The sequence below is a fragment of the Candidatus Acidiferrales bacterium genome, from assembly GCA_036514995.1.
Taxonomy (GTDB): Bacteria; Acidobacteriota; Terriglobia; order Acidiferrales; family DATBWB01; genus DATBWB01.
In genome coordinates this window covers 1-21957 of record DATBWB010000097.1, presented here as the reverse complement: position 1 = coordinate 21957, position 21957 = coordinate 1, and the positions used below count along the sequence as shown (strand labels likewise).

Annotated in this window: 24 protein-coding genes; 8 read left to right on the top strand and 16 right to left on the bottom strand. The window is 62.2% G+C overall.

Annotated features, from left to right (window positions below; all coding sequences use genetic code 11):
* On the top strand, nt 1-1186 hold a 1186-nt coding region (locus tag VIH17_06995), incomplete at its 5' end, for a dihydrolipoamide acetyltransferase family protein (GenBank protein HEY4682981.1).
* A 5-nt stretch (nt 1187-1191) separates the two neighbouring features.
* Here the strand turns inward: VIH17_06995 and VIH17_06990 are convergent.
* The 4 genes from VIH17_06990 to VIH17_06975 all read right to left on the bottom strand — a co-directional run bounded on the left by VIH17_06990 (nt 1192) and on the right by VIH17_06975 (nt 3764).
* The gene (locus VIH17_06990; GenBank protein HEY4682980.1) at nt 1192-1461 is read right to left on the bottom strand and encodes a type II toxin-antitoxin system RelE/ParE family toxin; all 270 of its coding nucleotides are present in this window, start codon (nt 1459-1461) and stop codon (nt 1192-1194) included.
* Between the two features lie 11 nt (nt 1462-1472).
* Nucleotides 1473-1751, bottom strand: coding sequence for a hypothetical protein (locus VIH17_06985; protein ID HEY4682979.1), 279 nt, complete (start codon nt 1749-1751; stop codon nt 1473-1475).
* Between the two features lie 64 nt (nt 1752-1815).
* Complete coding sequence (locus tag VIH17_06980) at nt 1816-2811, bottom strand: hypothetical protein (GenBank protein HEY4682978.1); 996 nt, start codon at nt 2809-2811, stop codon at nt 1816-1818.
* A 23-nt stretch (nt 2812-2834) separates the two neighbouring features.
* A complete protein-coding gene (locus VIH17_06975; GenBank protein HEY4682977.1) occupies nt 2835-3764 on the bottom strand; it encodes a hypothetical protein in 930 nt (309 codons plus the stop codon).
* A gap of 147 nt (nt 3765-3911) precedes the next feature.
* Between VIH17_06975 and VIH17_06970 the strand changes: the two genes are divergently transcribed.
* The 5 genes from VIH17_06970 (at nt 3912) to VIH17_06950 (ending at nt 10497) form a co-directional block, all read left to right on the top strand.
* Entirely contained in the window at nt 3912-5324 is a 1413-nt protein-coding gene (locus tag VIH17_06970; GenBank protein ID HEY4682976.1) for an APC family permease, read from the top strand.
* An 8-nt stretch (nt 5325-5332) separates the two neighbouring features.
* Nucleotides 5333-8191 (top strand): PIG-L family deacetylase, encoded by a 2859-nt coding sequence (locus VIH17_06965; protein HEY4682975.1) that lies wholly within the window; start codon nt 5333-5335, stop codon nt 8189-8191.
* A gap of 94 nt (nt 8192-8285) precedes the next feature.
* Nucleotides 8286-9284: a galactose-1-phosphate uridylyltransferase gene (gene galT, locus VIH17_06960; GenBank protein ID HEY4682974.1), complete on the top strand. Its 999-nt coding sequence runs from the start codon at nt 8286-8288 to the stop codon at nt 9282-9284.
* Nucleotides 9285-9375: 91 nt separating this feature from the next.
* Complete coding sequence (locus VIH17_06955) at nt 9376-9855, top strand: TQO small subunit DoxD (protein HEY4682973.1); 480 nt, start codon at nt 9376-9378, stop codon at nt 9853-9855.
* Nucleotides 9856-9972: 117 nt separating this feature from the next.
* Nucleotides 9973-10497 carry a nuclear transport factor 2 family protein gene (locus VIH17_06950; GenBank protein ID HEY4682972.1) on the top strand — a complete coding sequence of 175 codons (525 nt, stop codon included), beginning with the start codon at nt 9973-9975 and terminating at the stop codon, nt 10495-10497.
* Between the two features lie 93 nt (nt 10498-10590).
* Here VIH17_06950 and VIH17_06945 read toward each other — a convergent pair whose 3' ends face one another.
* Both VIH17_06945 and VIH17_06940 read right to left on the bottom strand, forming a co-directional pair.
* Nucleotides 10591-10875: a hypothetical protein gene (locus VIH17_06945; protein HEY4682971.1), complete on the bottom strand. Its 285-nt coding sequence runs from the start codon at nt 10873-10875 to the stop codon at nt 10591-10593.
* 205 nt (nt 10876-11080) lie between these two features.
* Complete coding sequence (locus VIH17_06940) at nt 11081-11440, bottom strand: PilZ domain-containing protein (GenBank protein ID HEY4682970.1); 360 nt, start codon at nt 11438-11440, stop codon at nt 11081-11083.
* A gap of 152 nt (nt 11441-11592) precedes the next feature.
* Between VIH17_06940 and VIH17_06935 the strand changes: the two genes are divergently transcribed.
* The gene (locus VIH17_06935; protein HEY4682969.1) at nt 11593-13755 is read left to right on the top strand and encodes a M28 family peptidase; all 2163 of its coding nucleotides are present in this window, start codon (nt 11593-11595) and stop codon (nt 13753-13755) included.
* Nucleotides 13756-13918: 163 nt separating this feature from the next.
* The gene (locus VIH17_06930) at nt 13919-14812 is read left to right on the top strand and encodes a hypothetical protein (GenBank protein HEY4682968.1); all 894 of its coding nucleotides are present in this window, start codon (nt 13919-13921) and stop codon (nt 14810-14812) included.
* A gap of 44 nt (nt 14813-14856) precedes the next feature.
* On the opposite strand, the gene VIH17_06925 is transcribed toward VIH17_06930, so the two are convergent.
* The 10 genes from VIH17_06925 to VIH17_06880 all read right to left on the bottom strand — a co-directional run.
* Nucleotides 14857-15126, bottom strand: coding sequence for a carboxymuconolactone decarboxylase family protein (locus VIH17_06925; protein HEY4682967.1), 270 nt, complete (start codon nt 15124-15126; stop codon nt 14857-14859).
* 48 nt (nt 15127-15174) lie between these two features.
* Complete coding sequence (locus tag VIH17_06920) at nt 15175-15420, bottom strand: hypothetical protein (protein ID HEY4682966.1); 246 nt, start codon at nt 15418-15420, stop codon at nt 15175-15177.
* Nucleotides 15421-15601: 181 nt separating this feature from the next.
* The gene (locus VIH17_06915; GenBank protein ID HEY4682965.1) at nt 15602-15739 is read right to left on the bottom strand and encodes a CcmD family protein; all 138 of its coding nucleotides are present in this window, start codon (nt 15737-15739) and stop codon (nt 15602-15604) included.
* Nucleotides 15736-16434: a cytochrome c biogenesis protein CcsA gene (ccsA, locus tag VIH17_06910; GenBank protein HEY4682964.1), complete on the bottom strand. Its 699-nt coding sequence runs from the start codon at nt 16432-16434 to the stop codon at nt 15736-15738. Before ccsA ends, VIH17_06915 begins: the two co-directional genes overlap by 4 nt.
* A gap of 57 nt (nt 16435-16491) precedes the next feature.
* Nucleotides 16492-17172, bottom strand: coding sequence for a heme exporter protein CcmB (locus VIH17_06905; GenBank protein HEY4682963.1), 681 nt, complete (start codon nt 17170-17172; stop codon nt 16492-16494).
* Nucleotides 17173-17242: 70 nt separating this feature from the next.
* Nucleotides 17243-18007: a heme ABC exporter ATP-binding protein CcmA gene (gene ccmA / locus VIH17_06900; protein HEY4682962.1), complete on the bottom strand. Its 765-nt coding sequence runs from the start codon at nt 18005-18007 to the stop codon at nt 17243-17245.
* Between the two features lie 51 nt (nt 18008-18058).
* Nucleotides 18059-19135, bottom strand: a complete 1077-nt coding sequence (locus tag VIH17_06895) for a carboxypeptidase-like regulatory domain-containing protein (protein ID HEY4682961.1) — start codon at nt 19133-19135, stop codon at nt 18059-18061.
* A complete protein-coding gene (locus VIH17_06890) occupies nt 19135-19578 on the bottom strand; it encodes a hypothetical protein (protein ID HEY4682960.1) in 444 nt (147 codons plus the stop codon). The genes VIH17_06895 and VIH17_06890 overlap by 1 nt, the downstream gene beginning before the upstream one ends.
* A gap of 119 nt (nt 19579-19697) precedes the next feature.
* Nucleotides 19698-20207, bottom strand: coding sequence for a cytochrome c-type biogenesis protein CcmH (locus VIH17_06885; protein HEY4682959.1), 510 nt, complete (start codon nt 20205-20207; stop codon nt 19698-19700).
* Nucleotides 20191-21957 (bottom strand): cytochrome c-type biogenesis CcmF C-terminal domain-containing protein (locus VIH17_06880; protein HEY4682958.1); only part of this gene is annotated, 1767 nt, incomplete at its 5' end. The genes VIH17_06885 and VIH17_06880, both read right to left, overlap by 17 nt.

Sequence of the window (21957 nt, the reverse complement as noted above, 5' to 3'; positions counted from 1 at the left end):
GCTTTTTGAAATCTCCACCGACAAGGTGGACGCGGAAATCCCTTCTCCCGCCGCCGGCGTGCTCAAAGAGATCAAAGTGGGCGAGGGGACAACCGTCCAGATCAACACGGTGGTGGCGGTCATTGACGCCGAGGGTGCCGCCGTAGCTCCCGCGCCGGCCAAGCCGCTCGCGCCGCCGGCTGCGGCAGCACCAGCCGCCGCTCCGCCGAAAGCAGAGAAAGTTGTTTCCATGCCCAGGCCGCCCGCTGCTCCGGCCGAGGAGATAAAAATTCGCAGCTCGCCGCTGGTGCGGCGTTTGGCCCGTGAACACGGCCTCGGTCTTTCGACGGTCACCGGCACCGGCGCGGCCGGACGCATCACCAAGCAGGACATCCTGGCCGCCGTGGCATCGGCTGCCCCCCCGGGCAGGCTCCCGGCAGCCGCTCCTCTTCCTTTGCCCACCCCTTCGGCGGGGTTGGCGCCGGCGGCATTCCCGCGCGAGAAGATTTACTTCGGCCGCTACGAGGTGCAACCGCTCTCGGTCATGCGCCAGCGCATTGCCCAGCATATGGTCATGTCCAAGCACACTTCCGCGCACGTCTATACCCTTTTCCAGGTGGACATGAGCCGCGTGGTCGAACTCCGCGACCTCAACAAGGCTGCCTTCGAGCAGAAACATGAAACCAAGTTGACCTTTATGCCGTTCTTCGGCCGCGCCGCCGTCGAGGCGCTGCGGGTATTTCCCATCGTCAACGCCTCGCTTGACGGAGACAAGGTCGTCCTGCACACGGACATCAACCTGGGCTTTGCCGTCGCCCTCGATTGGGGATTGATTGTGCCGGTCGTCAAGCGTGCCGACGAGATGAGCTTCCTCGGGTTGCAGCGCGCCATCAACGACCTTGCCGAGCGCGCCCGCGCCAAAAAACTCAAGCCGGACGAGGTTCAGGAAGGCACCTTCACCATCACCAACCCGGGGGTCTTTGGCGGGCGATTCGGCTTGCCCGTCATCAACCAGCCGCAGGTGGCGATCCTGGGTGTCGGCGGGATTCACAAAGAGCCGCTGATTATTAACGACGCCGTCGCCATCCGCTCGGTCGTCTATCTCACGTTATCGTTTGACCATCGGCTGATTGACGGCGCCATCGCCGACCAGTTCATGGCCAAAGTGAAGGCTCAGTTGGAGGGTTGGGAGGAGAAAATTCTTTAACAGTCTCATCCGCGTCGGCGGTAGACCTCACGGCGATGGCCGATCTTGACGATTTCGACGACCCGCCTTTTGTCATCCACGGCGTACACCACGCGATAATCCTCTTGCCGGATGCGGTAGGCGTGCTGGCCGGAGAGTTTCTCAGAACCAAACGGGCGGGGTTTGGAGGCGAGTTGTTGGATGCGTTCGACGATGCGCTTTAAGTCGGTCTTTGGCAGTGCACGGAGTTCCCGTTCGGCACTGTGCTTCATGCGGAGTTGGTAGCCCTCGGGCATGGAGCCTCGGGCTATAGCAAGCGGTCGCGCTTCAGGTCGGCCAGAATTCGCTCGAAAGCGCGGGTCGGCTCCTGAGCGCGGCGGCGAATAGCCTCGAGGTCGAGGGCGTCTTCGCGCAGGGCGAGGCGAACCGCCTCGTTCACCAATTCCGAGAGGCCGCGGTCCGTGCTGGCCGCCTTGACCTTCAAAGCCCGGTGGAGGCCGGGGTCGAGATAGACGGTCGTGCGGCTCGTCGCGAACGCTCGCGGTGAACGGCGTGTATGACTGATACGTCTCCCTACAGGCATCACCGGCCATCTCCTATAAAGCACTTTAACATCATAACATCAAAATGTCAAATATCTCTCCCGGCCATCACTTGGGCACCTTCAAACTGCGGGTGTAGTTCAGACCCCTTCCAGCCAATTCTCGGAGCCAGTCGGCGCAGGGGGTGTCGCTGCCCGGGGCGGGTGGCTGGGCCACGGCTCCAAATTCTTTTTCGGCGCGGTCGAGTTGATTCACCCGGATGAGGTTGCCGGCGAGCATGATGCGAAAAAGCGGGTTGGCCGGGTAGCTCGCCACCAGCTTTTCAAAAAGCGCGGTCGAGCGGGCGTATTCGCGGTCGTAGTTGCGCAGGCATTTGGCCAGGTAGAAATCGGCTTCGACGGAGATTAACCGGCCTTTCGCGGCTGCCAGTTCGAGTTGCTTCGTGCCGGTCTTCTTGTCCCCGCCGGGCAGCCCCATAAACACGCGGACGATTCTTGCAATGAAGGAGAGCGTATCCACGTAGTAGTTGTAAAGTCCGAGGCCCAGGTAGGCGTCGGCAAGATTGGGGTCAAGCTGGGTCGAGCGGACGAGGTGCTCCCGCATGCGCTTGCCGGCTGAAGCCGTGGCGCGATACTCGCTGCGCAATCCCAGCAAGCGCCCTCGCATGGCATAGCCCATGCCGGCGTAGAAGCGCATCTCGGCCGTTTCGCGCCGGCCGATGTGCTTCTCGGCGATTTGAATGGCGCGCTCGGCGAGGCGGAAATAGTTTCGGTCGGAGTCGAGCTTCGGCCGCCGCCAGGCGTCCACCAGGCCGTCGCCGGCGATCTGGCACGCGGCGCAGTAGAGTTTCCACCACATAGCGTCCGCCTCTAGGAGATAGCCCAGCGGATGGTCGGGATTTTGCTTTTGGAGATCGCGCGCCGGGGGCAGGGCTTCGTCCGGATGCCCCGCGTAGATGAGTTCGAGCGCGCGCGTGGCTTCCGGGGGAACGTGCAGAGAACTGGCTCGAAGAGAAGCAGGGAGGCAAAGGAAGCCAAGGACGTAAAGGAAGCAGAGGAAGCAGGGAGGCAGGGAGGCGAAGAAGCAAGAACTAGGACGACGCATGTTCACGGAACCGGGGTATTGTATCAGCCCGAGCCGGGTGTCTCCAGCTCGGCGCTGGGCAGATGAAGGAGCCAGCGCGCGGTTTGCCACATGGCGAAACATTCCACCGCAAACGGCAAGAAGCCAACGTAGCCCGGAATCGGCATCTCAAAAAATTTCGCCTGCTGGAAAATGGGGAAGATATAGACCCACTTGGCGGCGGCCCAGTAGTTCCAAAATTCCCAGAGCCAGCCGCACAGCCAGCCCGCGCTCAGAAGCGAATAGAACCGCGACCGGCGGCCTTCGGCAAAATCCCGCAGAATCGAGGGCAATCCCAGCCGCGCGTTGATGGGCTCGAGCAAGAAGGCGAACGCAAGCCAGACGAGCCCGAACAGGTAAGGGCCCAGGGTCTGGGGCAGAAGGAGCGGCAGAAGCGCCATCAGCGCGCCGGCGAGAATAAATACCTTGCCGGTGGCAGCCGAAGGTTTCCAGGGTCGGGCGCGGCCGGCGAAGATGCCGAGCGCTTCGATCCAGTCGGCGGTCACAAGCAGCGCGGGAACAATCGTCGCAAAGGACCATCCATAGCCGAGCAGCGCAAGCGGCCATTTGAGCGGCAGACCCACGTAGGCCCAGTTTTCCAGGCGCAGGTTGTAAGCCTCAAAAATCACCCAGAGCGGAATGGAAGTGAGCGCCATGGCGAGTAAGCCCGCCGGACGGCTCCGCAAGCGCGACTCGCCGCGCAGGCTGAAGACGGCCGCATCGGCCGCCAGGAGGTAGCCCGTCCAGCAGAGGGGCGTCATGTAAAGGGTGACGAACCAAACCCGCCGCCACAGCAGCCATTCCGCCACCCCGATGATGCCGATCCCAAGCCAGCCGTAGAGCGGCAAGCGCCGGCCGCCGCGGGTTCGTTCGCCATGGCGCAGCACGAGGAAAGTCAGAGTGGCTACCAGAATGGCGACGCCTATGGCCAGCATGGAGATGAGCCGCGCGAGGATTTCATCCTAGCCAGAAAGCCGACCGGCGGCAAGAAGCATCGTCGTCAAACTGCTTTTCTTTGGTCGGGCGGACAGCTATCCTCAAGCCTTTTGTGGCCCGTGCCATCAGGCGCTGATTGAGTCATCATGAGCCAAGCCAAGACAACGCGCCCCGATCCCATCGGGGCGAGCGGCCAACTGGAGCGAGGGCTCGGGCTTTGGGGAGCCACCTCGCTCAACATGATTGACATGGTGGGCGTGGGGCCGTTCATCACCTTGCCGCTGGTGGTGGCGGCGATGGGCGGGCCTCAGGCGATGCTCGGGTGGATTGTCGGCGCGGTCATCGCCCTGGCCGACGGCCTCGTCTGGGCTGAGCTGGGCGCGGCCATGCCTGAAGCCGGCGGCAGCTACGTTTATCTTCGCGAGGGCTTTGGCCGGCAGGGCTTCGGCCGGATGGTGTCGTTTCTTTTTATCTGGCAGTGCTTGCTTTCCGCTCCGCTCTCGATGGCTTCCGGCTGCATTGGTTTTGCCCAATATGCCAGTTATCTCTTGGAATGGCTCACCCCGCCGCGGCAATCGCTTCTCGCTGCCGCGGTCGCCCTTGCCCTCACCGCGATTCTCTATCGCCGCATCAGCACGCTCGGCAAAATTTCGGTTTTCCTTTGGATGGGAGTGCTGGTGACGATGGGCTGGGTGATTTTTGGCGGGCTCTCGCACTTTGACCGCAAGCTGGCGTTTACCTTCCCGGATGGCGCCTTTTCCCTCTCGCACAATTTTTTCTTCGGCCTTTCGAGCGCCACGCTGATCACGCTCTACGACTATCTCGGCTACTACAACGTCTGCTACCTGGGCGGCGAGATTCGCGAGCCGGGCAAGAATATTCCGCGGGCCATTTTGATTTCGGTGGCGGTGATCGCCGTGCTCTACCTGGTGATGAACATCAGCGTGGTGGGCGCCATGCCCTGGCAAGAGGTGGAAAAGTCGCCGTTCATTGTTTCCGACCTGGTGGAACGGCTTTACGGCAGGCGGGCGGCCGGCGTGGCCACCGGGTTGATCCTCTGGACGGCGCTGGCGTCTGTCTTCTCGCTGCTCCTCGGCTATTCGCGCATCCCTTACGCGGCTGCGCTCGACGGCGGATTTTTTCGCGTCTTTGGTCGCATCCACCCTACCAAGCGCTTTCCCGTCGTCTCGCTCCTGCTGATGGGCGGCCTGACGATGTTTTTCTCGCTCTTCGGGACGTTGCAAGGCGTGATCAAGGGCCTGCTGGCGCTGCGGATTTTGATTCAGTTTGAAGGGCAAGTTGTGGCGGTGATGCTCCTCCGGCGCCGGCTGGCCCCGATGGAATCGGGGCTGCCCTTCCGGATGTGGCTCTATCCCCTGCCTGCCCTGGTGGCATTGGTCGGCTGGTTGTATGCTTTTTGGAGCCTGGGCAGCCGGATCATCGCGCTTGGAGTCGGCTTTATCCTTCTGGGCGCGGTTGCCTACCTGATGCGGGCGGCAACACGAAAGGAATGGCCGTTCGCGGGCGAGCCCCGATCCGATCGGGGCGGGCGAGCGTGAGGTTGCTCTTGAAATCAAGACGACTGCATTTGCCATTTGGCGATCCCCACAGGGAATGGTCCATCCAGAAACGGTTTCTCGGCTTCCTGGTCCTCTTCCTGCTCGTTGCGTTTGCCGCTGGCGATCATCCCGATTTGCGGGGACGTGGCGGGCTCCCCCCGATAAAATCGGGGCTCGCGCCACCCGATCGAGACTTGGCTGCTGCTCTCGAGCGGCTTCGCCGCTTTGAGCACATCACCCGCATCCTCTATATCACCGCGCATCCTGACGATGAAAACGCCGCCCTGCTGGCCTATCTGAGCCGCGGCCTCGGCGCGGAGGTTGCCTTGCTGACGATTACTCGCGGCGAGGGCGGTCAGAACCTGATGAGCCCGGACCAAGGGCCACTGCTGGGGTTGATCCGCACGGAAGAGCTCCTCGCTGCCGATCGAGAATACGGAATCGAACAGCAATTTTTCACCCGCGCCATCGATTTTGGCTATACGACCAGAGCTCAGGAAACACTGTCGCGATGGGGAGACCCGGCGCTCGCCGACATGGTGCGGGTGATTCGCGCCTACCGGCCGGAAGTCGTCATTTCCCGTTGGACCGGAACCATCCTGGACGGCCACGGCCACCACCAGGCGGCCGGAATGCTGGCCCGCCACGCTGTCGCTGCTGCGGCAGATCCGAACGAGTATCCGGACCAATTGGGTCGCGGGTCGCCCCCGATCGAATCGGGGCTGACGCCGTGGCGCGTGGCCCGCTTTTTCATGGAAGTTCCTGCGCCGGCGCCGAATACGATTAGCATCCCGGTCGCATCGTTTTCCCCGGAGCGCGGGAAAAGCTATTTTGAAATCGGCCGCGCCGGGTATGCGAATCACCGTACGCAATTCACGCAGTCCCGCCGCGGCGGGCTGGAAAGAGCCTCCCGCGGCGGGACTGCGCCACCCGTCTATGTTCGGTTTGTTGAAGAAAACCAACCGCAGCCCCGGATGGCTGATTTTGTCGAGCGGCTCGACGGCCTGCCCTTGCGCTACGCCTTCCTGGAACAAAAGCCTGATACCCCGGCTGGGGCGGCGCCCGTTCCTTCGGCTGCCGAGCGCTTGCTGGCCATCCATCAGGCAGCCGAGCGCGTGCGCGCCTTCCTGCTGGAAGCAAAAGCGGAGGATGCCCTGCGGGCACTCGCCGAGATGCGAGCGCACCTGGAGGCGCTGGCGAACGACCCGGTGCTCGACCGGCTCGAGCCCAGCGATGCAGCGCGTCTTCGCGACATCTATGAACGAAAGCAAAACGAACTGGGCGCGCTTGCCGCCGAGCTCGCCGGCCTTCGAGTGGAGGCCTTTGCCGAATCGCCAGCCGTCGCCGGCGAGAGCATCCTCGTCCGGGTCATTCTGCGAGCGAATCCGGAAGCGCACGTTGGGGTTCCGAAAAGCGGGGAACCGGGCGGCGCCGTTTCTCTTCGATTGCCGCCGGGTTGGCAGGCTCGCCCCGATGGAATCGGGGCGCGTCTTCTTCCCGGTGGGCAAGCAAAGCGAGTGACGACGGAGGCCACCGCGGCGGGTGAAGGTGACATCGCGGCCGTTTTCTCCGTTGAGGTTCCCGCCGATGCCGTACGGCTTTGGCCCTTGGCTGCTTCCGACGCGATTTATGAAGTGGCCGATCCCTGGCGAGCCATCGGGCCCCGGCCCGTCGCGATCGAAGCGATCGTCCGCTTCACTGCCGGCGGCACTACCTGGGAAGCGCCGCCCGTGCCGGTGAGCGTTCGAGGAGACGCCCCGGAAGTTTCTGCGGATCGGGTTCTCCAGCCAGTACCGCCGTTTTTGCTTCGCCTGCCGGACAGAATGGTGATCCGGCACGAGACCGGAGGAACCAGGCGGATCGTGATTCCGGTGGCCGTCCGGAGTCTTTGTGATCCCGCCGCGACGGGATGCCGCAATCCTCGGCTGGGTGCTGAAGCACCGGAAGGTTGGATAGTTTCCGTCGGCCGGAAAATTAGTTTTGCCCGCCCCGATGGGACCGGGTCCCGCGCGGGCGACGAAGCCCTTGGCCAGCTCGTGATCGTCCCACCACGCAGTCTGGCTCCGGGCGACTACCCGCTGCGGTGTTTTGTCGAAAGCGAGGGCAAGCGCTACGATGTTGCTTCGACGCCCTATGGTTACGCCGGTCTTGCCGCGCAGTCGTACTATCACACGGCGGAGCTGACGGTCCGCGTCATGAATCTGGATGTGCCCCAGGGCTTGCGCATCGGCTATATCGCCGGCCCCAACGACCCGGTGCCGGCGGCGCTCGAACGGGTCGGGGTAACCGTGGATCGCCTGGCTGAAAACAAGCTGGCGTTTGACGACGCCGCGGCGTTCTTGCGATACGACGCGCTGGTCATCGGCATTCGGGCGCTTGAGTTGCGGCCAGACATCTTGTCTCGCTCCGGCCGATGGCGCGAATACATCGAGGCGGGTGGTACTCTGGTGGTGGAGTACCAATCGCCTGCCGTCTGGAACGAGGCGAAGCTGGCGCCGCTGCCCGCCGCGATGGATCCCCAGCTCCCCCTTCGCATCACCGATCCCAAAGCGCCTGCGCGCATTCTTTTGCCAAACCATGCCCTGCTTTTGCAGCCCAACCGCATCACGGCGGAGGATTTTGATGGCTGGGTGGCGGAGCGCGGCTTGAGCTTCCTTTCCCGCTTCGACGCGCAGTACCAGGCGCCGCTGGCCTTTCGCGATGCCGCCGGAACAGAGACCAGCGGCGGCCTCGTCTATGCTCGCGTCGGGAAGGGAATATTCATCTATACGGGACTTTCGTTTTTCCGTCAGTTGCCCGCCGGCGTGCCGGGGGCGTACCGGCTGTTGATCAATCTCATCAGCCAGGGAAGGTATCCAAGGTATTAGGAGAGCTGCTCGGTGCCGGGCCCGCCGCGGCGGGCGCCTGCCGGCCGGAGGAGCAAGCTCAAAAAGGACGCTGCGCCGGAATAAGGAACCAGCCATGCCAGAGATTCGTTTCAACGTGGTCACGCAGGATTGGATTGTTTTTGCCGGCGAGCGTGCCCGCCGCCCGGACCAGTTTGCCGAGCATGGCATCGAGCGCCAGCCACGCCCCGCTCGCGACCCGCAATGCCCGTTTTGCCCGGGCAACGAGGCCATGACGCCGCCGGAGATATTTCGCCTTCCTGCCGACGGAAACTGGAAAGTGCGGGTGGTGCCGAACAAGTTTGCAGCGCTCGACAGCCAAGGCGAGTTGCACCGTCGCGCCTGGGGGCTCAAGCGCGTGATCAGCGGTGTGGGCCTGCACGAGGTGCTCATTGAAGCGCCGGAGCACGACCGCACCATGCCCATGCTCGAGCCGGAGGAGATGCGGAGCATCATTCGCGTCTATCACCAGCGCTACTGTGCGGCTGCGGCTGACCCGCGGGTGGCGCACGTGACCGTCTTCAAGAACCACGGCCTGCGCGCCGGAACTTCCCTCGTCCACACCCATTCCCAGCTCATTGCCACGCCTATCATCCCCCCGCAAGTGCGTTCCCGGATGGAAAACGCCCTGCGTTTCTACGACGAGTACGGCGACTGTGTTTTCTGCCGCGTGCTGGCGGAAGAGGAAGCGGATGCCGAGCGGGTGGTGGTCTCGACCGACCGCTTTCTTGCCTTTATTCCCTTTGCGGCCTATTCCCCTTTTCACACCTGGATCTACCCACGGCATCACGAAGCATCTTTTGCCCTGGCCACCGATGAAGAACTGGACGACCTTGCTGTCACGCTCCGGACTGTGCTGCGCAAGACCTGGCGGGGGTTGAATGATCCCGACTTCAACCTGGCGGTTCGATCCGCTCCGGCTGAATGCGCCATGGTGAAGTACTACCACTGGTATTTGAGCGTCATTCCACGGGTGACGCGCATTGCCGGTTTCGAGCTGGGTTCGGGAATGTTCATCAACACCGGCATCCCCGAACAGACGGCTGGATTCCTGCGCTCGGTCCCGGCCGGGTGAAACCAGCCAACTGCCCGCCGCTTCGGGCTCGTCCCCTCGGACGCAGCGGGGGCAGTCGTCCCGATGTGCCGGGGCGGGAGAGGAGATTCAGATGGCGGCCAACAACCGAGGAGAATGGAAGACGGGCTTGGCGCTCTTGCCGGTCCGTTTCTTGATCGGCTTCTATTTTCTCCGCTTTGGCTATCAGAAATGGACCGGGGCTTTTCTTGCCGGGAAGGATTTGGCCGATTCGATCCACTCCTGGCTGCCCAAGACGCACCCCGCCTTCTACAAAGAGTTTTTGGAAACGACCGTGCTTCCTCACGCCAGCACCTTTGCCTGGCTTGTCGCCGTCGGAGAATTCCTCGTCGGCCTTTGCCTGCTGATCGGCTTGCTCACGCGCTTTTGCGCCATCATGGGAATCGTGATGAACGTAAACTACGTGATGGCGATGGGCCTTGCCCCGCTGGCCTTCCACGCCAACCAGCTTTTTGTGGCGGGTGAACTGGCCATGCTCATCGGCGGGGCGGGGAGGTTCTTGGGATTGGACTATTTTCTGGCGAAGAGATGGCCGCGCATGCTTTTTTGGTAGCGGGAAATCGTGATGTAGGGGCAAGCTTCATCTTGCCCGATATGGGGGCGGCCTGAAGGCCTGCCCCTACAGGCTGCCTTTCAGGGTTCTCAATTCCTCCGATCCACGGGAGAGAAGATGAAGTCACCGAAAAAAAGATTCCCCTGGTTGTTCCTGGCGGCAATTCTCTGGGCGGTGTCCCCGCCCATGGCCGGGCCGCTTTTGGGCGCGGATGATCGCGCCGAAGTCGAGCAAACGATCAAGAACATGCTGCTTGCCTGGCAGACGGGCAATCTCGACGAGCTGGGCCAATACGTAGCTCAGGACGTTACCGTGGTCAGCGGCGTCTATCAACCTCCCCTTCAGGGCTGGCAGGCCTATCGCATCGCGCTGCAGTTCCAGCGAGAAAATTTGCGCGACGTCAGCTTCGAGCGAGAAAATACGCAGATAACGGTCAAAGGGAAAATCGCCTGGGCGGCTTATCAGTGGCGGTTTGCCGCCATCCAAAACGGGCAGCCCATCGGGGCGCTGGGACACTCGACTTTGATTTTGGAAAAACGCGGCAAGAAGTGGTTCGTCAGCCTCAACCACACTTCCGTCGCCACCGTGCCCCCGCCGGCAGCCGCGCCGGCGCAGCCCCCGCCACCCAAGCCGCCGGCCTAGCTCCCCGCCCCTGCCGCGGCGAGCCGAGCCGGAGGCGAGGTTCGAAGCGCGATCCTCGCCCTTCGCCCCGCACCGTACGGTGCTGGGCTTTGCTCAGAACTCACTCACCTGCCGCCATAGCCAGAGCGCCAGAATGAGCAGAATCATCCCGCCGGAGAGATAGCTCAAGACGGTGATGAAGGGCGCCACCCGAGTGACGCGGGCGACGATCTCTTCCTGCTCGCGCTGCATGTGCTCTTCGGCAGCGTCGAGGAAGAGTTGGTCCTCTTCCCTCATGCCCACCAGACCACGGTAGATGATCAACCCGATGAGGAGCACCGTGATGCCGCCCCAGACAAACAGCAAGGTTTCAATCAGGCCTGCCGACGGAGGAGACATGGGAGCCTCCTTGCCCTGAACCCTGACTCGTCAAGGTGCAAGAGCCTGCCCGCCTGGCTTGATGGCGGGCTTGCCTGAGAGTGGCGCAACCGGAACGACGTTCTACGCCTTCCAGGGAAGCCGTGTGGTTTTGAGAATCAGGCAACGGGGGAATGATACCACGCCCGGCAACGTGGGGCGCAGGGCCCCCGAGGGGAAAACCTGGTCAAGCGGGTTGCGGTTTGGCTTCGACACTCGGCGGGAAAGAAATTCCCCAGAAGACATCACTCGGGTTGAGCAGCTCGACGCCAACGTCATAGCCGCTCTCCGCCTTGCGCTCGCCGACCCAGACAACCCGGAAAAGTTCTTGTTTGTGCGTGAAGGCGTTGGTGATGTGGATGTGGCTGTTAGGGACCAGCTCGGCGTTGACGTGGATAAGCGCGCCGTGGCGGCTGACGACCACCGCTTCGGCGTCTATTTTGACTTCCTTTCCGACCGAGTCAGTCCCTAAGACCTTGATGGGGATGCGGATCAGGACGCGCTCGCTGCGTCGCCGCTCTCGAAATTGTTGGCCTTGTGAACTCATCTGGAATAGCTCCTGGTTGGCCCGGGCGTATTATAACCAACTCCCACTCTACGACGCCGCTTTTCAGGAAGTCAATTACCCGCCCGTAGTAGGATAGCCATTCTGTTATGATGCGGCCTAATTTGGGAAAGGCCTTCATCGGGGAGGAAACCATGCGGCCAAAATTCACTTTGATCGCACTCGCCCTGGCTTGGTGGTTGGGAGCGTTGCCCATCCCGCCCCAGGCGGTGGCACAGGAGAGCCTTTTTCTGCCGGAGGCTCGTTTCCGCATGCTGCGCAACGAAATTTCCGGCGATATTGCCTATGACAATCTTCGCTACTTGACGCTCTACCACAGCCCCAACGGCGGCTCACGCGACTTCTGGCGGGAGGCGCAGTGGATTGCCGACCGCGCCAAGGAATACGGCCTGGAAGAGGTGCAGATTCATACCCTGCCCTATCGCTTTCCCAGTTGGTGGCCGACGGGGGGAGAGCTGTGGATGGTCAGCCCCGAAGAACGCCGGTTGGGAAGTTTTGAGGAAGCGGCCGTTTCCATCGCCGACAATAGCCGCACCTCGGACGTGACGGCGGAGCTCGTGGAGGTGGGCGATGGCGGCCGCGATGAGGATTACGCCAACGTGGATGTCAAGGGGAAGCTCGTCTTGGCCTCCGGACCGCTTCCCAAAGTTCATGAGCTGGCGGTCGAGAAGCGCGGCGCTCTCGGCGTCATCTACTACGCCGGATATCGCGCCTTCAATCATCCCGATCAAATCGGCTGGGTGCGGCTGAAGAGAGAAAAGCCCGGCGACAAGCCGAATACCTTTGCTTTTGTCATTTCGGCTCGCACCGCCGAAAGCTTGAAGAAGTTTCTGCGCCCGCGCCCGGCCCAGCCTTTCTCGCCCGGCGGGGGGCAAGAGGGCGAGAAGTGGGTTGGCCCGGAAAAGGTGGTGCTCCATGCGACGGTGCGCGCGGAAACGCGCGAGCCCTCCACCCAGGGCATGGTGGAAGCCTACATTCGCGGCAAGCGGCGCGACCTGCCGGCGATTGTCCTCACGGCGCATGTCCAGGAAGAAAAAACTTCGGCGAACGACGACCGCAGCGGGTGCGCCAACGTGCTCGAAATCGGCCGGGCCATCATGAAGATGATCCGGGAAGGCAAGATGGAACGGCCGCAACGCGACCTTCGCCTCTGGTGGGTCAACGAGTTTGAGGCGGAATATGAGTTTTTTGCCCTGCATCCACAAGAGCGCGGAAACATCCTGGCGGACTTGAATCAGGATATGGTGGGAGCGCGGCAGTCAGCCGGCAGCCGCATCCAGCACGTCACCCGAACGCCGTGGTCCCGTCCGAGCTACTTGAACGACGTCGTGGAAAGCATCGTGCAAATGGTGGCGAAGGGGAACTCAGCCTATCTGGCTGCCGGGCAGGCCGGCACCGAGCAGCCTTATAGCAAGGCCATCCTTGCCCGCCTCGGCACCCGCGAGCGCTACGGCGTGGAGATCGTTCCCTACTTCGGTTCGACGGACCACCATGTTTTCAACGACGCCATTGTGGGCGTTCCGGGCGTGACGTGGACGAACTGGCCCGATGAATACATCCATTCCACCGACGACGATCTCTGGCAGATTGATCGAACCCAGCTCCAGCGAAACGCCTTGAGCGTGGCGGCGGTGGCGCTCTACCTCGCCCACGCCGGCCCGGCCGACGTTCCGGCGCTGGTTTCCGAAGTTGCCTCCGGAGCCGCACGCCGGCTCGATGGCGCCCTGCAAACCGGCATGCGCCTCATCGCCGCGTCACCCGGCCGCCGCCAGGCTGCCTATTTCGACGCCCAGAATCTCCTGACCACTTCGGTGTGGCGGGAGGCTCTCGCGCTCGAATCGGTTCGAGCCTTTTCCGCTTCTGAGCCGAAGGTTTCGAGCGTGATCACCGAATTCAAGAGATGGGTGGAAGCGCGGCAAAGCGGCTTGCTGGCCGATCTCGGAAAATTCTACAAGGCTCTGGCCGGGGCCGAGCCCCCGCCTGCTCCCGACTTGGCCGGACCGAGCGCCAAGGAACAGGAGATGGCGAAGAAAATTCCGGAGTTGGCGGCGACGGCCGCCGACTACATCCATAAGCTGGACGACCTCAAGCCGGTGGAGGGCCTGCACGGTCTGATGCGGTTTGAGGCCTTGAACTTTGCTGATGGCCGCCGCAGCTACCTGGAGATCTATCGGGCTGTCCGGGCGGAAGCGCAGAGCGCGGGAGCATGGTATTACGGCGAGGTCAGTCTCGATAAAGTTGCCGAAGCGCTCGATCAGGCGGTAAAAGCCGGCATGTTCAAGGTGAGAGTGCAGTAGAGTGCCCAACCTTCCGAGCGCTGAGCTCGTCAAGGCAAGACGGAAACTCTCCCGAGCGAAGTTGCCGGAGTCGTGCCGTACCGGCCGCCCCTGAAGCCGCCCCCGGTTCCGGTTCGCTTGACAGGCTTTCGCCGCAATTCTATAGAGGAAGTGGGATCTGGTTATGAAGAAGGGCGGGCCCGCTTGCCTGCTCCCTCTCCTCGCTCTTGCCGCGCTGGGCCCGTACCCTGTCCGTACGGGGCTGGCCACTCCCTCCCCGGCGAAGGAAGAATGGCGAGCCATTCGCAGCCCGCACTTTGAACTGGTCAGCCAGGCGGGCGCTGCCCCGGCAGGCGGTGCTAAACGCCCGCCGGCCAAGCAGGCCTACCCGCGCGAGTTGCCGGAAATCAAGCGGGAGACTCCGAAACCGCCCCTTGTGCCCGCCGAACCCCCCAGGTACGGCTTTGTGCGCGGGAGGGTGGCCAAGGTCTCCTGCAAGTTCGGCCAGGACTTACACCAGCCCGCCATTGTCCTCAGCGTGCAGGCCAAGTCGCGGAGCTTCCGCTTCTTCAAGGAGGATCTTTCCCGGATCGCGATGATTTCCGGTCCCGAAGAGGGCTCGATTTGCGAGAGCGTTGGCCGCACAGCCAGCGTCAACTACTTGGAGCGTCGGCAAGGCGGCTTCGATGGCGAAATAATGTCCTTTGAATTCGCCGCGAAGGAGAAGCCACCGGTAGAGCCCATGAAGGCAAGAACGGCTGGCTCGCCGCGGCGAGCCGCTGCGCCTCGACCGAAACTTTCCGCCTTTCGCGGCACGGTGGAGGAAGTATCGTGCGCCCGGCCGATGGTCTTTACCCTTCGCGGGAAAGATCGCTCCGGAAAAATCAAGCTGATGAAGCTTCGCGCCGCCAGCGCGACTGAATTTTTCGCCATCGCCACCCAGGGTTCTCCGCCGGCCAGTTTCAATGCCTGCGAGAGCAAGGGTCTTGCCGCCCGGGCAACCTTTCGTCCGTCACCGCCCGGTGACCCCTACGATGGCGAACTCACCCGCGTGGATTTTGACTGGTCCCGAAAGTGAACGATTTCGTTCCTCCCACCCTCTCGCTCGCTGTGGCCCCGGCTCTATTCTTCGAGCGGGGCCGGGTTCTTCATGAAATCTTCCGGCTCAATCCCGAGCGCGTCCACCAGCCGCGTGTAGTAGCAAAAGAGCGCAGCAATCTCGGCGGTGTCCAGGATCTCTTCATCGCTCAATCCGGCCTGACGCAAGCGGTCGAGGGTCTGCCGGCTCACTTGATGCACGTTGGTAGCGATCTGAGCCGCGTAGTCGAGGATGGCGCGCAACCGGCCAGGGAGCGAACCCCGGCGGTAATCGCTCTTGATCGCCTGCACCATTTCCGGCGGGGCCCCCGCCAGCCGGAGATCTTCTCCGTGAGCCTCGGTTCAATAGAAACAGTCGCTCGCCCGCGAGACCACCGTGGCGATAGCCTCGCGTTCGAGGCGGCTGAGCCGTGAAGGGCCGTACATCAGCGTGAGATAGAGCTTCGTCGAAGCTTCGAGCGCCCGGGGGTTCAAGCTCTGAATCTTGACAACGTTGAAGACTCGGCCGGCTCGACGCCGGGCATCTTCGTACTGCCGAAGCAAATCGCCCGTTGCTTCCCCTTCCTCGATGACTCGAATCCAAGCCATAACCACCCCCCCTTTTGTCAGACGAAGAGAGCCGCACGGGTCGTCTCTTGGTCGCGCCCATTCCCTGGTTCGGAAAAGTACTTGCGGGAACCCCCGGGTCCCGCTTCTTGGCTATTCCCGGCCGGCGCATGCGAGGAGAAGCCTGGATTTCGGATCAAGTGGCGGCCCTCGGGGCGGGATTCTAACGCTCTCGTTCCACGACCGACTTTTTGAGCGCGGCCAGATCGTCGGAGAGTTTCTTCTGTCCGGAGGCAAGCCGAAACAAGTAGCCAAGGTGGATCAGCCAGACCGCGGCATAGGCCCAAAAAAGGTTTCTCATGGTCTTGCACTCATTTCTCGCTGCAAACTTTCGAGTTCGGCGCGCATCCGTTCCATCCGGTATCGCTCACGAAAGTACCAGGCGAAAAGCGACAGGAATGCCGCCAGGCACCACAAGAACCCTCGCCACATTTCTGGGTCGAGTCCGGAGCCGGCCCCGCCGGCGATCACCGGTTGCGGATGCTGCGTCCGCCACCAGCGAATGGACATGTACACGATGGGCACGTCCAAAAAGCCGATGATGCCAACCGCGGCCGCCAGATTGGCGCGGCGGCTCGGATCGCTCACGGCATTGCGCAACAAAAGGTAGGCGACGTAGATCATAAAGAGGACGAGCGTGGACGTCAGCCGGGCATCCCAGGTCCACCAGATGCCCCAGACCGGCTTGGCCCAGAGCGGCCCCGTCGTCAACACGATGCTGCAATACACCAGACCAATTTCCGCCGCCGAGACGGCCGCCCAGTCCCAGCGCGCCTGGCCGGTGGCCAGATAGGCGAGACTCGAAACGAAAACCACAAAAAACGCGAAGAAAGAAATCCAGGCCGAAGGCACATGCACATAGAAGATGCGCTGGATGACTCCCATGGTGCGCTCGGTCGGCACCTCCAGAAAAACCACATAGAAGGCAATCAAGAGCAAAGCCGCCGTGATGGCCGGCAGAAGGGCCCCCGCGAGGTTCCATGTTCTCTTGCCCATAAGAGGGAAATCTCTTCACCGCAAGCCGGTCATGCCCGGCCCGCCTCACCCGAATTTCTACTCTTCCACGATATAGGGAAAAAGCAGCAGCGATGCCACCGTAAAAATGATGTCAAATCCGGTCATCAGTTGCAGCCAGAGATAGGCTTCGCGCATCGGCTCACCCGCTATCCAGGTCGCGGTCGCTTCCACCATGGCAATCAGGAGTGGCACGCTGATCGGCAGGACGAGCAGCGGAAGCATCAGCTCGCGCATCCGGGTATTGGCGGTGATGGCCGAAAACGTGGTGCTGACGGAAGCAAATCCCCACGTGCCCAGAAGCAAAATGCCTGCCAGCCACGGGAACCTCGACCCAAGCCCAATGTTATAGAACACCGCAAAGATCGGCAAGACAACCGCTTCGGCGGCGAGCATGAAAGCCACATTGCTTGCCAGTTTGCCGAGATAGACTGCGCCCGGGCCGGCGGGCGTCAGCAGAAGTCCCTGGAGACATTCATTCGTCGTTTCACGCGCGAACGACCGGCTCAGTCCAAGAATTCCGGCAAACGTAAAAGCGATCCAGAGCAGGCCGCCGGCGATGCGGCGCGTTTCTTCGGCGGTTGGTTCAAAGGCAAAGCTGAAGATCACGATGAGAATGAGAGCAAACACCATCATGGTGGTGAAAACCTCTTTGCTTCGCCGCTCAATGCGGAGGTCTTTGGCGGCGATGGTCAACCCGGCTTTAAGAGCGTTCCTCATTTTCTCGACGGTTGGCAGGCCTGGCCAGCCTGGCCGGCCGGTCACTCAAGCGATGGCTTAAAGCCGCCGCTTACTGCCCCGCGCGAGCCAGGCGCGCGCGGATTTGCCCGGCCGTCTCCGGCCGGTTGAGCTCGTCCAAAACCGCTTCACCCCGCTCCAGGATCACCGCCCGCGTCGCCAGCGGCAGGACTTCCTCGAGATGGTGGGTGCTGATCACGACCGTTCGCTGTTGCTCCCGAAAGTTTTCGAGCGTGGCCATCAAGCTTTGCGACGACCGGGCATCGAGCCCCGTGAAGGGTTCGTCCATCAGGAGCAAACTCGGGTCGTGGAGCAACGCCCGGGCAATCGCCGCCCGCTGGCGCATCCCGCGGGAAAGATTGCGGACAAGCTCATGCGCTCGCGCATCCAGACTCATCATCTCGAGCAAGGCCTGAACTCGCTGCTCGGCCCGGTCCAAGCCGTAAAGGCGAGCATAGAGACGGAGATTTTCCGCGGCCGTAAGCTCCTCGTAGAGGAAGCTGTTGTGCCCGACAAAACCTATCGAGCGCTTGGCCTGTTCCTCGTGGTCGCGCGCTGCCGCGCCATCGAACAGAATTTCTCCCGAAGACGGCTTCGAGAGCAGGGCGAGGATGCGCAGCAAGGTTGTTTTCCCGGCGCCGTTCTGGCCGAGCACGGCCAGAAACTCGCCCGGTGCGATGGCCAGCGACACCTGCCGCAACGCCCAGAGGGTCCCAAAGTATTTCGATACGTTGCGCAGCAGGACGCTGGGGGCAGTGGTGCCGTTCCCGCTGGATTTGCCCGCTACGGAATGCCAGGGATGGCCGGCAAGGGGCACGGTCAATTCCCGCTCCCCAAGAAGAATGACCGGAAATGAGTTGGCAGGGCGCTACGCATCAGCCTCAAGCGATCCCGAACCCCGCCCTCGGGGGGCCTGATCAATTCGGTAGAGGTGAACGAGCGCGACGCCCAGGATGAAGAGCGCGAAACCGAGAATATACCATCGCGCCTGGCTCACGGCATCGGGCATCCTCCGTACGGCGGCACTGGCTGCGCTTCCCTCGCCCAATCCCTTGATTTGGACTTGCAGCAGTTCCCCGGCCCGGTGTGCGCCCGCGGAATAGATCCTCAGGCCGGACTCCTCATCCTCGCCCTGGGCTTGCAATCGGGCGCCGGCTATTTCCACTCCTGTACGCGGCGCCAAAACCAGCAGTGATTTCACGGGATAGTAGCTCTTCGAGGCGAAGCTCGCCTGCCCGCCCCCATAGTTCAATTCATAGGCGATGCGGATGCGCGTGCGGCCGGGCTTAAGCGGGTAGTCCACTCCAAAAGCGTCAGCTTCTCGAAGCGGGATGGCCGCCCGCGTGACGGGCATGCCGGTGGGCGATTCGACCGACACACGAGGCTCGGAGAGCCGCCCGCTCGAAACGTAAAAGCGAAACGTACCCTCGCCCTGGTAGAGCGTTGCCGGAGGCTCGCTCCGATTTGACATCTCGTACCATTCCTCGACGTTTAGCCGGGTGCCTTCTTCGCCCGCGGCGGAGGGTTGCAGGCGAACCGCCCGTCCGTCAACTGAGATGTCGCCCGGCTTGGCCGAAGCTTCATAGACCGTGACCTCGGCCTCCACTCGATGGCGCCCGCCAAAAACAACCGATTGAAAATAGTTCGCGCCGGCATAAGTGACTTGCAAGAGATAAGGGCTGGCCGAGGAGGAATCTACATTCTCCACCCGGAAGCGGCCGCGGCTGTCGGAGGGAACGGTAGCCACGGGCTGCATCCCGCCTTCTAGTTTGAGCAGGACAACGGCTTGATGAGGTTGGGGTGAGCCGGTGGTGGCGTTTCGCACCACGCCTTCGACCACTCCGGCGCGAGCCAGCCCCGATGAAATCGGGGCCAACGCCGCGCTCGTCCCTATCGCCGAGGCGATCCATAGCAGAAATTTCCGCTGGGTCGGGTAAGGGGTCATCACTGTTTGGATTCCTGCGCCACCTCGGCGAGTTTTTCGCCGCACTCGCCGCAAAACTTGTTTTGCCAGGAGTTGCCAGCGCCGCAAAACGGGCAAATCTGCTCGCCCCGATGGGATCGGGGCTCGCGCGTTGATGGCGGCGAAGCGACGGGCGGTTCGGCGGCGCGGGCGGAGGCGGAGCCCTGGTGGGATTCGATTTGCGCCATCACCCCGCCAATCTCGAATTGGCACTGTTGTTTGAGTCTCTGGTAGTCGTCGTCGGACAGCTTTCCCATACGATATTCGAGATTCAGGTCGCGCAAGTTTTCGTAAAGGACTGCCTTCTTTTCGAGAAGATAGCCGAGCTGGGGATCAGGCGCAGGCACGGGCGTTGTGCCCGGCTGCACATACACCACATAAACAATCGCCACCAGCGCCAACAAGGCACACACTACAAAAACCATGATTCAAACCACCGCTTGGGATTGTCGGGCGTTTGGCCCGACATGCCTATCGGGATAAATCCCCATACTCCCCTTCCCGGCGTCGCCCGGGATACGCTCTCCCCCCGCGCCGGGGCGCATCATTCGCCCAGTTGCCGAAACTCCTCGTCAATCGTTCGCTGGTACTTTTCCGCCAGAGGGCCACTCGGCGAGGGCGCCAACCGGCCGCGCCGGCGCCAGGCTACCATCACTGAACGAACAATCACCAGGCCGGCCAGCAGGCCTACGAACGGCATAATCCACGCCATCAGGTTAAAGCCGCGAGCGGGAGGCGCGGCGAGCACCGCCAGGCCATACTGTGACACCATCTGATCGATCACTTGTTGCTCGGAAAGCCCGCTTGCCAGCGCGGCGCGAATGTTCTGTTGCATCGGGATCGAGAACCCACAGTCCTGGTGCGGGCAGGCGCCGAGCGGATAGTTGCAGCCGCATTGGCAAACGAATTTTGCGGTCACCCGCTTGAAGGATTCTTCCCCGGCCCGGGCGGGGCCGGCAGCTTGAGGAGTCGCCCGGGAAGCCAGAAGCAACAGGGCGAGTGCCAGCCCCCATGCCATCCGGGCGGGCGCAAAACGGTTAAGCCTGGATCGCATGTTTGCTTTCCGCGCGGGTGGCTCTCTCCCCTCGCGCCTGTTCCGCTGCCTGAGCGCGGATCGCCTCGGCCGCCTTGTTCGGCAGCAGCGCCGTGAGCGTGCCGAGGACCACGACAAAGCCGCCCATCCAGACCCAGTTCACCAGCGGGTTTGCAAAAACCTGAAGCACGATGTCGCGGCCATTATCGGCCATCCCCGCGAAGACGACATAAAGGTCCTGAGCCGGCCGCGGGCGGATGGCGACCTCCGTGGTGGTTTGGCGACTCGCTTTGTAGAACCGCCGCTCTGGATAAAGGCGATCCACCAACTTGCCCTCCTGATAGAGCTCGATCACCGCCCGGCCAGCCGCATAGTTGGCGTTGTCAACCTGTTCGATATTGGCGCAGACCAGTTTGAATCCGCCAATCTCCATCGCTGAGCCGACCGCCATCTCGACCTGCTTTTCTTCGTTGAAGGCCGAACCGGCAATGCCGATGAAAATCAAAACCATCCCGAAGTGAATGATGTAGCCGCCGTAGCGGCGGGTGTTGCGGCGGGTGAGGTGGACGAGCGACCCCACCCATCCCAACTGACTTTTCTGCCGGATGACCCGGGCGCCGCGATAGAACTCAGCCATCAGGGTGGCGGTGACAAAGACGCTCAGGAAAAGCGTGACCAGCGGCGCCAGCTTCCTCACGCCGAGGATGGCGAGCACCACCGTCGCCACTCCCCCGATGAAGATCGGCCAGGCGAAATTTCGCTTCAGGCTCTCGAGCGAAGTCTTGCGCCATGCGAGCAGCGGGCCAACCCCGGTAAGGAACAGGAGGAAGAGGCCGATGGGAATGTTGACCTTATTGAAGTAAGGCGCGCCGACGGTGATCTTGACGCCTTGCACCGCTTCCGAGAGCACCGGGAAGAGCGTGCCCCAGAGCACGGCAAAGCAGGCGGCCAGCAAAATCAGGTTGTTGAAGAGAAAACTGCTCTCGCGCGAAAGGAGCGAATCGAGCTGATTTTCGCTCTTCAGGTAATCGAGGCGAGTGACCAGCACCACGGCCGAAAACGCAACCCCCAGGGTGATGTAGGTGGCGAAATAGGGCCCGATGGGTGATTGCGCGAAGGCATGCACGGAAGAGACCACGCCGCTGCGCGTCAGGAATGTCCCGAAGATGCATAAGAAATAGGTCCCCATCACCAGGACCATGTTCCAGACTTTCATCATGCCTTTCTTTTCCTGCATCATGACCGAATGCAGATAGGCAGTCCCGGTCAGCCAGGGCATGAGGGAAGCGTTTTCCACCGGATCCCAGCCCCAGTATCCGCCCCAGCCGAGCACAACGTAAGCCCAACGCGCCCCCAGCAGGACGCCGCACGTGAGAAAGCCCCAACTCACCATCGTCCACCGCCGGGTGGTGTAGATCCACCGCTCGCCCTTCTGACGGGTGATGAGCGCGGCCATGCCAAACGCAAACGGTACGACAAAACCAATGTAGCCGAGATAGAGGATGGGCGGGTGGATCACCATCAAAGGGTATTGCAGCAGCGGATTGAGGCCGCTCCCGTCGGCTGGAAGGAAGAGCCGCGGCACCCCGGCGCTCATATCAGCCCAAATCGAGAAGGGGTTGGCAGCGAGGTTGTTTAACAGCAGGAAAAAGACCTGGGTCGCCATCAGTACGGCGGTCACATAGGGCATCAAGCCGGCCAGGCTTGCCTCCTGGCGACGGCGATAAATCACCACCACCAGCAGTGAGTAAACCGAGAGCAGCCAGCTCCA

Coding starts and splice junctions, on each gene's coding strand:
- VIH17_06940 (HEY4682970.1), bottom strand. CDS start 11,440: ATGAGTTCACAAGGCCAACAATTTCGAGAGCGGCGACGCAGCGAGCGC.
- VIH17_06885 (HEY4682959.1), bottom strand. CDS start 20,207: ATGCGATCCAGGCTTAACCGTTTTGCGCCCGCCCGGATGGCATGGGGG.
- VIH17_06950 (HEY4682972.1), top strand. CDS start 9,973: ATGAAGTCACCGAAAAAAAGATTCCCCTGGTTGTTCCTGGCGGCAATT.
- VIH17_06975 (HEY4682977.1), bottom strand. CDS start 3,764: ATGCTGGCCATAGGCGTCGCCATTCTGGTAGCCACTCTGACTTTCCTC.
- VIH17_06935 (HEY4682969.1), top strand. CDS start 11,593: ATGCGGCCAAAATTCACTTTGATCGCACTCGCCCTGGCTTGGTGGTTG.
- VIH17_06990 (HEY4682980.1), bottom strand. CDS start 1,461: ATGCCCGAGGGCTACCAACTCCGCATGAAGCACAGTGCCGAACGGGAA.
- VIH17_06930 (HEY4682968.1), top strand. CDS start 13,919: ATGAAGAAGGGCGGGCCCGCTTGCCTGCTCCCTCTCCTCGCTCTTGCC.
- VIH17_06925 (HEY4682967.1), bottom strand. CDS start 15,126: ATGGTGCAGGCGATCAAGAGCGATTACCGCCGGGGTTCGCTCCCTGGC.
- VIH17_06895 (HEY4682961.1), bottom strand. CDS start 19,135: ATGACCCCTTACCCGACCCAGCGGAAATTTCTGCTATGGATCGCCTCG.
- VIH17_06970 (HEY4682976.1), top strand. CDS start 3,912: ATGAGCCAAGCCAAGACAACGCGCCCCGATCCCATCGGGGCGAGCGGC.
- VIH17_06955 (HEY4682973.1), top strand. CDS start 9,376: ATGGCGGCCAACAACCGAGGAGAATGGAAGACGGGCTTGGCGCTCTTG.
- ccsA (HEY4682964.1), bottom strand. CDS start 16,434: ATGGGCAAGAGAACATGGAACCTCGCGGGGGCCCTTCTGCCGGCCATC.
- VIH17_06945 (HEY4682971.1), bottom strand. CDS start 10,875: ATGTCTCCTCCGTCGGCAGGCCTGATTGAAACCTTGCTGTTTGTCTGG.
- VIH17_06915 (HEY4682965.1), bottom strand. CDS start 15,739: ATGAGAAACCTTTTTTGGGCCTATGCCGCGGTCTGGCTGATCCACCTT.
- VIH17_06905 (HEY4682963.1), bottom strand. CDS start 17,172: ATGAGGAACGCTCTTAAAGCCGGGTTGACCATCGCCGCCAAAGACCTC.
- VIH17_06980 (HEY4682978.1), bottom strand. CDS start 2,811: ATGCGTCGTCCTAGTTCTTGCTTCTTCGCCTCCCTGCCTCCCTGCTTC.
- VIH17_06920 (HEY4682966.1), bottom strand. CDS start 15,420: ATGGCTTGGATTCGAGTCATCGAGGAAGGGGAAGCAACGGGCGATTTG.
- galT (HEY4682974.1), top strand. CDS start 8,286: ATGCCAGAGATTCGTTTCAACGTGGTCACGCAGGATTGGATTGTTTTT.
- VIH17_06890 (HEY4682960.1), bottom strand. CDS start 19,578: ATGGTTTTTGTAGTGTGTGCCTTGTTGGCGCTGGTGGCGATTGTTTAT.